The following is a 12,809-nucleotide window of genomic DNA, read 5'->3' on the forward strand; positions in this document are numbered from 1 at the left end:
ATATAGAATCATCAAAGATGGATTACGCCCTTCTGGGCGGGGCCTACATGCATGGTATTTCGATGAACAGGGTAGACCTTAACTTCGCGGACCTGAGTTATGCAGATTTAAGCAGCGCCTTTATCAGAGGTACAAAATTTAATAATGCGGATCTCCAGTATGCGGTGCTTAACGATTCAAGTCTTGAAGGGATTGAGTTTAAAAATGCTAAAATGAGTAATTCCGATTTAAAGAAGGCTGATCTTTCAGGCGCTGTTTTAACCGGGGCGATTATGAATTCTGTTGATCTTTCAGGGTCTGATCTGAGCAGGGTCAGTCTAAGAAATGCAGACCTGACCGGGGCAAAGATCGAGGATGCCAAACTGGATGGGGCTGATTTGACAAATGCCCTGTTAGAGGGGGCAACATTAAAAAATATAACCTTTAACAATGCGACCTTAAATGGTGCCCTGCTAAAAAATGCAGATCTGAAAGAATTGAATTTGAGCGGTATTAAAATGAGCAAGGCACAGTTTTCAGGATCAGATTTTAATGATGTGAACTTCAGTTTTGCCGACTTGAGTTTTGCTGTTTTATCAGGGTGCGACCTGACACTAGCAAGTTTTCAGGGCGCAAATTTAACCAGCACAGAGTTGAGCGGGGCAATACTGGAGGGCTCAATTTTAAAAGATAGCAACCTTAAGAATGCTCTACTGGTAAACGCGAAAATGAACGGAGCGGATCTTGAGGGGGCAGATATAAGAGGGGCTGATTTTTCCGGGGTTGATATTAATTCTATCAAAAATTTTGAGCTGACAAAAAACCGTGACAAGGCAAAAGGGCTGAATATTACAACCCCTGCTGATTAAAATCATTATTGCCATAAATACATTGAGTCTTATGCCAAAGGAGAAACACTAAATGAGCGGAAATCTGGCACATCTGAATACCCCTGTTATCAATATTATACGCAGAGATATGACAAAACTCCCGTCCAATATCACAATCCAGCAATCGCTTGAATACATAAGGCAAAAGGAGATTGGTGAAAAGATAGTCTATTTTTACGTAGTGGATGATGATGACCGCCTGGTGGGGGTATTACCTACAAGGCGACTCCTCACTGCGCCGCTGGATCAAAAGGTATCCGAAATAATGATAGCCCCTGTGGTAACAATCCCTCAATATGCCACGGTGCTTGATGCGTATGAATTTTTTTTACTCTATAAATTCCTTGCGTTTCCGGTGGTGGATGAAAAAAAGGCCCTGCTTGGTGTGGTTGATATAGCAATGTTTGCAGATGATACCTTTGATATAGCTGATCGTGAAAACATGGACAGACTGTTCGAGATAATAGGTTTCAGCGTCACCCAGATGCGTGAGGCATCTCCATTTCGTGCCTTCCGGTTCCGCCTTCCATGGCTTCTTGCCACCATTGCGAGCGGTACAGTGTGTGCCTTACTTGCTGGCATTTACGAGATGACTTTAGCCAAGACTCTTATGCTGGCCTTTTTTCTGACGCTGGTGCTGGGACTGGGTGAAAGTGTAAGCATTCAATCAATGACATTGAGCATTCACAGCCTGCGATCAAAAGAGCCGGATTGGGTATGGTACCTGAAATCCTTTTATCGTGAGGTAGGCGCCGCTGTTTTATTAGGCATTGCATGCGGGGTTATAGTTGGTGTCATTTCCTGGCTCTGGCGTGGTGAAGGGATTGCGGCATTTGCCATTGGCGCAAGCATTATGCTTACGCTCTGCCTTGCTGTTTTTTTTGGCCTGAGTATACCGTCACTATTGCACAAGCTGAAGCTTGATATGAGAATTGCTGCCGGGCCGCTTACTCTGGCATTAACCGATATTTCAACAGTGCTGATCTATTTCAGTCTTGCAAATGCATTGTTGTAAAAATTAATTTTAAAACTATATATTTTTAATATGATTTATTTAAAAAAACATTTACAGAAAAATATATATGTGGTTTTTATATTGCATAGCTTGGATAATTAGTATTTGTTAAATTTTTATTATGGAGGAAAGGCATGAAAAAGGTTGTTCTACTTATAGCGATGCTGTTTTTCATTGGGGCCTGCGTGACAACATCATCAAATAATATGGAGTTTTTAACAACAGCTATTATAAAAGGGACTGAGATAAGAGTACACACCTCTCAGACAACTGTCCAGGAGCTTTTGGGTAAACCTGACTTTGCAACCAGTGATGAATTGCATTATAAAGGGAAAGATAATGAACCAACCTATATTTTAACTTTTAGTGAGTCATCTCTTATCAGAATAGCAAAAGTAACTCCAAAAAACGTTGAATAATCAGAGGCTCAAACAACAAAAAGGCATGAGAATCCTGTTCCCATGCCTTTTTATATATACTCTACCTTTATAAACAGTAGATGTTAGTCATTAATTGTAACATGCCCTGTAGCTATGCGGTTGGCCTCTGTTGCTGTCAGGGTAATTGTGTCGGTTATAACCTTTGATTCTCCTGCATTAAAGGAGCTTGTTGTCTTTGTTTTGCTTCCGACAGACCTGCTGTTTTCATCCATGAATGCAACTGTGATATCCTTGGTCATGGCCTTGTCTGTATTATTTTTTAACTTTACACTGTAAGCAACTTCAACCATATTATCAGATATCTTCTTGAATTTACCCTTGATGCTGTCACCCAGGTTGGCGCTCAGCTCCTGACCTTTTTTATCGGCGCTTTCTTCTACCTTGGAAATCACCACATAACCTGAATTGATCTCCTTTGCATCTGCACCATTAAGAACCACCCTGTTTGATACAATCTTTGATTCCCCGGCAGGGATGGTACGGGTCTTTGATGCCTGGCCGACCTTTTCATTCTCGCTGTTGACAAAATCGACAGTAACATCAAATGTCACTGGTTTATCAGCATTATTCTTTACAGTCGCCTTCCAGATAATTTCTGTTTTCCCCTTATTAGGAGCGTCTTCTGCTATTTTTTTAATGCTCTGTTCATCTATATTATATTTACCACCTGCAAATGTATTTGAAGTGCTGACCATTAACCCTATGATCAATAAAACGCCAATAAATAATCTAGTATTTTTCATGTTTGTTGCCTCCAAGCAAAATAATTTTAAGAAGAATCTCGTAAAATTTAAACCCTTATCGACAGATAATATTGTGGACTTAAGAAAAAATTAATGCACCACATAAAAATTTATGGTCATAAAAACAGCCCCTGCTTGCAGAGATTTTGACATGATAAAAAAATAACAGAGCTATCACATTGAAAATATTAACATTTAATAGTTTGACAAAAGGGCATAACAATTGCAAATAATAAAAAAGGCTTCTCTCTGGTGAAAAAACAGCAGGTAAAAGTACATGGACGATAATAAAATCATTGATTCGGGCAAAGAGGAAAGGGATATTATTTTTAAAAATATCTTCGATAATGCACAGGTCGGGATCGTTGTCACTGATGCAAATGGATATATTTCACTTATAAATCAAGAATTTACCAGAATATTCGGTTTTACTTCCGAGGATGCGGTAGGGAAAAAAATCGATTCATTATTTATCCCTGATGAGGTCTTTAAAAAACATAGGGCGATGGTAAAGCTGCTTGAAAATGGTGACAAGGTTGAGTATGAGACACTTCGCTTACGAAAGGACGGGAGTGTAATCCCTGTTCTTTCCAGGATATCCATGATTTCAAATAATGGCAAAAGGATAGGAGGTTTTGCCATTTATTCGGATATCTCAGAGAGCAAGAGATATCAGGAGGAGCTTTTAAAATCAAAAAATGAGCTTGAGGAGAGGGTAAAAGAGAGGACATCGGCCCTTGAAATTGCCAACATAGAACTCAAGACGCAGATCGAGGAGCGTGAAAAAATAGAAAGGGCGCTCAAGGAGAGCGAGCAGCGGTACAGGACTGCTATGGATAACTCCAATGACGGCATAGCCATAATAAGGGATGGCCATCATGTGTATGTGAATAATAGATACCTGAAGATATATGGATATGATTCGCTGGAGGAGATTGAGCGGGTAGGGATTTACAATATCATACACCCTGATGATGCACAGAAGGTTAGAGAGAGAAGCCAGGCAAGGGTGCGGGGTGAACTGGAGGGTCAGAGTTATGAACACAGGTGCATTAAAAAGGATGGCTCTGTCATCCATGTAGAGGCATCTGCAGCAAGGCTTATATATGAAAATGAACCTGCAGGAATCGCATTCATAAGGGATATCACTGACCGTAAACAGGCAGAACTGGAGCTGAAAAAATCAAAGGAGGAGGCGGACAGGGCCAACAGGGCCAAAAGTGAATTTCTGGCAAATATGAGCCATGAAATCAGGACGCCCATGAATGCAATAATAGGGATGACCGGCCTTCTGCTTGACACAAAGCTGGACGAAGAGCAGGCAGACCACCTTGAAATTATCAGAAGGTCCTCTGATGCCCTGCTAGGTTTGATTAATGACATTCTTGATTTTTCCAAGATAGAGGCAGGTAAAATGGATCTTGAGATCCTGGATTTTGACCTGCGTAATGCCCTTGAAGAGATGGTTTCTTTGCCTGCTGTTGCAGCCCATAAAAAGGGTATTGAGTTTGTATATGAGATAGACCCGGATGTGCCTTCACTTTTAAGGGGTGACCCCGGAAGAGTTCGCCAGGTAGTTCTTAATCTGACCAGTAATGCGGTAAAATTTACAGACTATGGTGATGTACTGCTGCATGTCTCCTGCGAGAGGGAAGATGAGAATGAGGTGGAGCTCAAATTCAGCATCACCGATTCCGGTATAGGCATATCCGAAGAGGAGAGAGCAAAGCTTTTTCAATCCTTTCATCAGGTGGATGCCTCTACTACCAGAAGATATGGAGGCACAGGGCTTGGACTTGTGATATCCAAAAAGCTTGTGGAACTGATGAAGGGGGAGATAGGGGTTGAAAGCGTGAAAGGAGAGGGTTCAACCTTCTGGTTCACCACGGTAATGGAAAAGCAAAAGGGGGTTGTTGAGACTACTCTTGTGCCACCTGAAAATATCAAGGGCAAGAGGTTTCTTGTTGTTGATGATAATAAAACCAATCTTATTATTGTTCAGCGCTATCTTGAGGCATGGGGCTTTGTATGTGACACTGCCTGGAACGGTGAAATGGGGCTTATACTCATGATGGCCGGAGTCAAAGCAAATGCCCCCTATGATTGCGTGATATCTGACATGCAGATGCCTCACATGGACGGTATAGAATTGGGCCGGAAAATAAAGGCAGACCCTGCACTTAAGTCCACCATTATGATCATGTTATCTTCAAGAGGTATGAGGGGTGATTCTGCAGAGGTGAGGGATGTGGGTTATACTGCCTATCTTACAAAACCAATAAGACGCAGCCAGTTGTTCGACTGTATCGTAATGGCCTTTAGCCAGAAACATGGAAAGAAAGCAGAAGATAAAACAATCATAACTCGGCATACAATAACTGATGCCCGGAAGCAGAATATTAAAATACTTATAGCTGAAGACAATATTATCAACCAGAAGCTGGCTTTAAAACTCCTTGAGAAATTCGGATACAAGGCTGATGCTGTTGCAAACGGTGAAGAGGCGGTCAGGCTGTTGAGTATGATCCCATATAACCTGGTGCTTATGGATGTCCAGATGCCCGTTATGGACGGCCTTGAGGCAACAAGGATAATAAGAAACCCTGAGTCGCATGTCATCAACCATTCTGTCCCGGTTATAGCCATGACCGCACATGCAATGGCAGGGGACAGAAAGATCTGCCTGGATGCGGGTATGGATGATTATGTTACAAAACCGGTTAATCCTGACCTTCTGCTGGAAAAGATAAATAGCTACCTGAGATTAAAGGAAGAGAAAGTATAATTCTGCGAAGGGGATTAGAATTTTCCGATATGCCGTTTAAATGGAAGAGTCTTCACCGCGGATTACGCTAAGTTCGCAGAGATTAATATTGAAAAAATACTTCTCCGCGTTCTTTGCGCTCTTTGCGGTGAATAGTATTTTGGGACTTTCTGTATCCCGAAATACCTTTGAAGAGCTGCATTATGCATGATTTATAAATTTGTTGCACGGTATTTTGATGTAAGCGATACCTCCAGAAAATATATCGGTTTATTGACCCTGCTGAAATTCAATGGAAAATGAAAGACACCAGGCGGCACCACCACTATTGTCGGGCCTGTGATCGAATATCTTTCCTTTTCCTTGCCAAAGCAGAACTCTACCTCTGCATCAAACTGGTTCATATCCATTGGATTTGACCCGAAAAAGAGATAGAACTCTGTAAAATTATGCTTGTGGGTAACATCATTGTACATATAGGGTTTTCTCACTACTGTTAAATCCATATTGAGTTTTGCGCCGACAGGCAGGATATGTTCAGGCACGGTGTTTAAACTTATGACCTCACCGCCCCACTTGTTATATCTCACAACACCCTTTGTAAAATACCTGTTATAATCCGGTTCATCTGTGCGTACTTCAAGCAGGTCTTCCCCCAGATCAACACCTGAATACCCTTTTGTCAAAAAGGCCTCAAGGCAGTATATGGGTTTATTGATCTTCGCATATTCAAGGGGGCAGTGATAGACACCAGGCGCCGCAGTGACGATTGTTGGAGAGGTTATAATATGTTTTTCCCGCTCAGGACCAAAGGTATAATGAACCTCTGCATCAAACTGGTTCATATCCATGGGGTTTGACCCGAAAAAGTAAAAGTACTCTGTAAAGAGGTGTTTATGCACCGGCTCATGAAACATGTAGGGCCTCCTGACCGCTGTTACCCCGAGTGTCATCCTTGCATCAGAAGGGATAATATCACTCTTGATTGAACCCAGCCCGATCATCTGGCCACCCCACTCCTCCTTCATTGCGCCACGGACTACTTCCCTGAAAAAATATTTTTCATACACATTTTGCTCTGTCTGCTTTTCCATTTTTCACCCCTTTTTTATCATGATCATAAGTTCTTGACATAAAACAGGCTGACTCATATTGTTCATTCTACATATTGTTCAGGATTTTAAAAGGAAATTATGGCCCCATATGCATGAGCAAAGTATAGTAACATATCTATTGTCAGAGGCCCTTTCAAATGCCGGGAAGGAAAATGCCCATAAAATCTTAAGCATTAAGCTTACTGTGGGAGAGCTGACCGGCATAGAAAAGGATTCGGTTATCTTTTATTTCGGGTTCCTTTCAAAAAATACCATTGCAGAGGGCGCCACCCTTGAATTTGAGTATACAAAGGCACAGTTGAGATGCAGGGAGTGTGATATCATTTTTTCTAAGGATAAGGCTGATTTCATCTGCCCGCAGTGTAATAAAAAGGTGGTTGAGATTGTTGGCGGAAGAGAGCTATACATAGAGAGCATGGAGGTCATCTGATTGGACAAAAGGCAAATAACCATAAAAAAGGATATCCTGAACGCCAACAGGGAGATTGCCTCTCATATCCGCAGACTGCTGGACAAACATCATGTAAGGATGATCAATATCATGTCATCTCCGGGGTCAGGCAAGACCAGCCTCATTATGAAGACCATAACGCATCTCAGGGATAAGTACCATATTGCCGTGATTGAGGGTGATGTGGCATCATCAATAGATGCTGACAGGATTAAAGGGATGAGTATACAGGCTGTTCAGATCAACACTGGCGGAGGCTGCCACCTGGATGCGGCTATGATAGAAAAGACGCTAAGCAATCTTGAGCTTGATCAGCTTGACCTGATTATTGTAGAAAATGTAGGCAATCTTGTATGCACAGCGGATTTTGATTTAGGGGCTCATAAAAACGTAGTAATTTTGAGCATCCCTGAAGGTGATGACAAGCCTCACAAGTATCCTGTTATTTTCATGGAGGCGGATGTTGTGATCATTAACAAGATAGATGTTGCCACAAGTTTTGATTTTGATATGAATAGCTTTTGCGAGATAATAGCCGGGTTAAATCCTTTAGCCGGGGTCTTACCCCTTTCAGCAAAATCAGGTGAGGGATTGGATAACTGGTTTGAATGGATTGAAGGTATGCTAGGTTAATTATAAATGCTCAGTTTTCATCAGAAGATGGTGTGTTCTTTTAAACCACTGAGAGCTGATAGCTGAAAGCTGAGAGCTGAAAGCCTGTAGTAATATAGATAAAAGTGTAATTTTCGGATAGGTAATAGACAATTCGCAATTTATTTTGGGGGGACTAATATGCCTTTTGATCCTGTGTACAAAGAACTGTCAGATAAACTGGGGGTATGGGAATCAGTGCGATTTCTCAGGGTATTGCAGGCAACTATGACACCTTTAGAGGCAAAGATATGCATGGAGCTGTTTGAGCCTGCCACATGCCCGGAATTGTCAGAACGGCTTAACATAGATACAAAGAGCCTCCAGAAACATCTTGATGTGCTGGTGGATAAGGGGATGATAACAAGGGGATTAACCCAGTATGCATTTCATACCACACTCCTTGCCTTTCACCATGAGTGCTGCGCTGATACGGCCCCGCACACAGGCCCGTATGCCATGACAGAGGAGCAGAAGGCGCTGTGGAAGGATTTTTTCTATAATGAATGGTCACATGAATTTATGAAACACATAGAGGAGATGATAAAAAATTTTGGTAAAAACCTGCCTATCTCTCCATCAATACTGGCCCTTGAATTGAGCCCCAATATAAAACCAGAGGATATCCTCCCTGAAGAAAATTTTAAACTCAAGATAGAGAATGCAAAAAGGAGGATACTTGCCCCTTGCGGGTGCCGCACCTCATGGGGGCATGGCTGTGATAAACCGCTTATGACCTGCTTTGCGGCGTTTGACAGGCCAAGGGGAGAGTATTATTTGAATCTTCCTGGCCGCCTCTTAAAGGAGGTCAGCCTTGAAGAGGCCCTTGAGGCGGCCAAAGATGCGGAAAGGGCAGGGCTTGTCCACTGGGGCGACTGTTATTGCTGTGACTCCTGCTGTGAAAACCTCTTCCCTATAACCCGCTCAAAACGATATGACCTCATGACCCCGAACCGCTATGCAGCAGTGGTGGATGATGAGAAGTGCACCGGCTGTAAAAAATGTGAAAAGCGATGCTATTTTGAGGCCATTGAGTTTATACCGGTGGAGGGCAACCCTAAAAGGGTAAAGGCACATGTGATACCTGAAAGCTGCAAGGGGTGCGGCTTGTGCATAATCACATGTAAACCCAATGCCTTAAGGTATGAGATAGTGAGGCCGCCTGAATATCTAAAACAGAAGCCCCCAGAGGATGGCAAGGAGGCAGTGGCGCCGCAGTTTCCGGTATGGGGGCATTATAATTTGAAATAAAACAACTCCTACATATTATCCTCTTCAACAGCATCCCTTAGCCTGTCAGAAAAATCAGGGATGGCTGCCTCTATCCTCACCCAGGCGCTGAGCATGGGGATACCTACCGGATCCTTTACAAACTCTTCCATTGCCACCTTTAAGGAGACAACAAAGGCCTCTATAGCCTCAATCTCATTATGACGGTCATAGGCAAGCCCATTCAATAAAGAGAGTGCATTGTATTTTTCAATGGCAATACGCGCGTCCTGTGTGTAGGATGTCAGGAGGGTCCTGAAAAATGACTGGCTAAACATTATGCCATCCTGGCTCAGCACCCTGAACAGAGCCATTGCAATATCTGTTGCCATACGAATAAGCCCCTTGTCCGGTTTGCTTTTTTCAAGAACCTGATGCTTGTGTTCATAGGTGTTGCTTATCTCCACCTGGCATATCCTGTTTACTGATGTCATCTGGTAAACCTCGCTTAACATCGATACCTCAAGACCCCATGTGGGAGATATCCTGATCCTGCGCGCGAGGTTGCATACAAAGGCAAACTCACCTGAAAGGGCATAGCGAAAATCTGAGAGATAATCTATGAATGCATTATACCCGAGAATACGTTTTATTGATTTGATAAGCGGCATATAAAAGAGGCGTGTCACACGGCCATAAAGCCTGTCTGTCACCCTTGCATAGTAACCCTTACTGAATTCAAAATCCATAGCCGGATGAACCACAGGATAAATTAACCTTGCAAGCATCTCTTTACTGTAATTAACTATATCGCAGTCATGAAGGGCAATGGCATCCACATAGGGATCAGCAAGTATATAACCCATGGTCATCCATACAGACCTGCCCTTGCCTTGCTGGCCAAGTGTAAAATCTGAATCCTTCAGTTCCTGAAGGAGGTTTTTTATCCTTCGTCCATCATGCCAAACGATTCGTACATTGGATGGCAATGGGGTCATTATCTCTTTGATCTTTTTAAACTGGTCTTCATCTGCCTGATCCAGAGATAAAACGATCTTATGTAGATACTCCACCTCCATAAGATTCTTAATAATATTAGGCATTGCAGGGCCGTCGAATTCAGAGACCAGGGCAGGCAGAAGCAGGACCATATTTTTGTCTTTGGAAATATCCTTTAACTCTCTGTTAAAGTCTGAGGCATCCCTGTTTATCAGGTTTTGCAGTGTAGTAATAATCCCGCTTTCACTGAAATCGGTCATTTTATGCACCTCCCTTTCTGTTCCATATCTCAATCATATACCCTTTTAAATCCTCAAAGCATTTAGCCTGTGCCTCGAAATGGTCTTCTGCCTCCTTAGCATTTTTATCCTTTAATTCATTCACAAGCGAGGCTATGCGTGCGTAATAAAGGGGGATCATCGTGTCAAGCACTTTGAAACGCTGTCTGGGCGATGCATGGAACGTACCTGCATACTGATAAACAATTTTAACCCATGTCTCAATCGGCAGGTTGAACTGATCCGGTTTATCGACGATGGCAAGATCATTTATCGACTTCATGTCGTTTTCTTCAATTATATTCTGCCATACCCCGCTGAAGTTCTTCATGCCTACCTTGAAATATTCAATAAGGCTTAAATGGTCGATCTCAAATGGCTCGGCCTCCTGCCCAGCCGCTTCCCCGATGGATGGCACATCCTTTGATCCTTTCACATTCATCCAGTACTCCTGGTACTGCGTCATAAGCTGGAATGTTGTACCCACGACCTGCCTGAACATGGGGCCAAGATCAGCAGTTGGGTCTTTATGTCCATGAACCTTTGCCCCGAGCTTCGCCTGGCAGATCCTGAAACCGCCAACAATCGCCGATGTTGTCATCCATATATCAATGCCAAACTTTGCTACATCGGTCTCCCATACATCCTGATTAAGGTAATACCTGACAAGGGCTGGCGATACCCCAAAATCTCCGCCGATCGGCTGCCGTATCTTCTGGCCATACAGCGCCCTGGTAAGATTATATGCGATGGTATTGGTAATGGTGCCATCAAGTTTATACCTGTTATAATCAGGTGCAACAAAGTCATATCCATCCATTACAGGATCAATCAGGCTCTTAATCCATTCAGGGGTGATTGACATCAGGTCAGAGTCAAAAAATGCCACTGCCCTTGCCTTCAGAAAGGCCGCAATCTCAAGAACAGCCCTTAACCCTGACCCCTTGCCTGGCAGCCCCCTGTAAATTGTGACTATGCTGTCAATATTGTATGACTTTGGATCAACGAGCCTTGCTACCTCTCTCGTATCATCAGTGGATCCGCCATCAGAGACGACAATAAATGCCCTGTGGTCAGGGTAATGCCGTTTAATCCCCTTAAAGATCATTTTGAGTACGTTTTCAATTGACTGGGCGCTGGAAAATGATGGCACGCCGACCACTATATCTGCATGATCCATCTGTTCTATTTTATTTCGTACGTGCTGCCTTAATGCTGTGGAAAATCTCATAGCTGATGTCATTCTCATTTACCTCCAGTTTTATTTCAGGTTATCACTTCAGGTTGCTACCGGCTACATCGTTAATAACCGGTGCAATACCTGTGGTTAATTTATAGTTCATCCAATAGCCTGAATATAACATCATTCCAGCCCTTTGCACCTGCATCTGTCGCCCTGATGAGGCCAGGCAGGCTTATGTCAGGGGATCCCTTCTCAGGGTTAGGTATAAGAACGGGGATATCAACATTATTAAGCATTGGTATGTCATTGATGCTGTCACCCAGGCCAATTGTCAGATGTTTTTCTCCGATCTTTTGATCAAAGATTTTGCGGACTATCTTTACAGCCTCTCCTTTATCCTGATACATGCCGATCATATGATAAAACCTTCCGCCTTTTGTAATTTTGATGCCACGCTTTATTGCAGCCTCCTGAAGCATGTAGATGTCATCATCCCTTTCCAGTATAAAAGGTTCTGTATATTGCCGCTGCTTTGCATATTCCGCACTTTTAAGTGTAAGACCCGTCATGCCGGAGATCTCGCTCGCTGACATATCACCGAAACCGGTGATATTAAACTGATCCCTGATTTCTTCAATAAAGGCCCTTATCCTGCCATAAGATATACCTAACTGAATGGTCTGCGCAACCTGAAAGGGCGGTTCAGAAACCTCATTTTTTAAAAGAAAACTCGTGTATTTGTGAGGGAAAAATATTGCTGCTCCATTTTCCACAATAAACGGATCATCTATCCCTATTTTAATCTGGAGGATCTCGGTCTCACTGTTAGTCTTACTGGTGGTAAGTATCAAAGGTATTGCGGACTGCCTGATTCTTTCAAGGGATGGCAATGCCTCGACAAATGAGTAGTCATCGTGGTTTAACAGTGTGCCGTCCAAGTCTGTAAAAATAATGATATTCATATGGGGAGTATATCTGAGATCAGACAAAATTTGAAGGGAAAAGACCGGCAGTTGTCAGATTTAACTTGATGGTTTTATGCAACATATTTAGATGCCTGAATAATTATGACATTAAATAAAGTAGAAATAT

The 12,809-nt window shown here is 42.7% G+C and carries 12 protein-coding genes; 7 read left to right on the top strand and 5 right to left on the bottom strand.

The annotated features are described in order from the left end of the window. From GX654_03675 to GX654_03685, 3 genes are all read left to right on the top strand, one after another. A partial coding sequence (locus GX654_03675; protein ID NLD35947.1) for a pentapeptide repeat-containing protein occupies positions 1-848 on the top strand: 848 nt, incomplete at its 5' end. 52 nt (positions 849-900) lie between these two features. Beyond that, the gene (locus GX654_03680) at positions 901-1,884 is read left to right on the top strand and encodes a magnesium transporter (protein NLD35948.1); all 984 of its coding nucleotides are present in this window, start codon (positions 901-903) and stop codon (positions 1,882-1,884) included. A gap of 134 nt (positions 1,885-2,018) precedes the next feature. Further along, the gene (locus tag GX654_03685; protein ID NLD35949.1) at positions 2,019-2,303 is read left to right on the top strand and encodes a hypothetical protein; all 285 of its coding nucleotides are present in this window, start codon (positions 2,019-2,021) and stop codon (positions 2,301-2,303) included. A gap of 83 nt (positions 2,304-2,386) precedes the next feature. Here the strand turns inward: GX654_03685 and GX654_03690 are convergent, their stop codons facing one another. Further along, positions 2,387-3,067: a hypothetical protein gene (locus GX654_03690; protein ID NLD35950.1), complete on the bottom strand. Its 681-nt coding sequence runs from the start codon at positions 3,065-3,067 to the stop codon at positions 2,387-2,389. A gap of 277 nt (positions 3,068-3,344) precedes the next feature. Between GX654_03690 and GX654_03695 the strand changes: the two genes are divergently transcribed. After that, a complete protein-coding gene (locus GX654_03695; protein ID NLD35951.1) occupies positions 3,345-5,852 on the top strand; it encodes a PAS domain S-box protein in 2,508 nt (835 codons plus the stop codon). A 191-nt stretch (positions 5,853-6,043) separates the two neighbouring features. Here the strand turns inward: GX654_03695 and GX654_03700 are convergent, their stop codons facing one another. After that, entirely contained in the window at positions 6,044-6,925 is an 882-nt protein-coding gene (locus tag GX654_03700) for a hypothetical protein (GenBank protein NLD35952.1), read from the bottom strand. Between the two features lie 109 nt (positions 6,926-7,034). On the opposite strand from GX654_03700, the gene hypA reads away from it, so the two are divergent. From hypA to GX654_03715, 3 genes are all read left to right on the top strand, one after another. Then, positions 7,035-7,376, top strand: a complete 342-nt coding sequence (gene hypA, locus GX654_03705) for a hydrogenase maturation nickel metallochaperone HypA (GenBank protein NLD35953.1) — start codon at positions 7,035-7,037, stop codon at positions 7,374-7,376. After that, entirely contained in the window at positions 7,377-8,030 is a 654-nt protein-coding gene (gene hypB / locus GX654_03710) for a hydrogenase nickel incorporation protein HypB (protein NLD35954.1), read from the top strand. It begins immediately after the preceding gene. A gap of 159 nt (positions 8,031-8,189) precedes the next feature. Then, complete coding sequence (locus tag GX654_03715) at positions 8,190-9,299, top strand: 4Fe-4S binding protein (protein ID NLD35955.1); 1,110 nt, start codon at positions 8,190-8,192, stop codon at positions 9,297-9,299. 8 nt (positions 9,300-9,307) lie between these two features. Here GX654_03715 and GX654_03720 read toward each other — a convergent pair whose 3' ends face one another. From GX654_03720 to GX654_03730, 3 genes are all read right to left on the bottom strand, one after another. Then, positions 9,308-10,516: a glycosyl transferase gene (locus GX654_03720; protein NLD35956.1), complete on the bottom strand. Its 1,209-nt coding sequence runs from the start codon at positions 10,514-10,516 to the stop codon at positions 9,308-9,310. A 1-nt stretch (position 10,517) separates the two neighbouring features. Continuing rightward, on the bottom strand, positions 10,518-11,777 hold the full coding sequence (locus GX654_03725; GenBank protein ID NLD35957.1) for a glycosyltransferase: 1,260 nt from the start codon (positions 11,775-11,777) through the stop codon (positions 10,518-10,520). A gap of 89 nt (positions 11,778-11,866) precedes the next feature. After that, positions 11,867-12,673, bottom strand: a complete 807-nt coding sequence (locus tag GX654_03730; GenBank protein NLD35958.1) for an HAD-IIB family hydrolase — start codon at positions 12,671-12,673, stop codon at positions 11,867-11,869. Positions 12,674-12,809 lie beyond the last annotated feature (136 nt).

The organism is Desulfatiglans sp., assembly GCA_012513605.1.
In the GTDB taxonomy this organism is placed as follows: domain Bacteria; phylum Desulfobacterota; class DSM-4660; order Desulfatiglandales; family HGW-15; genus JAAZBV01.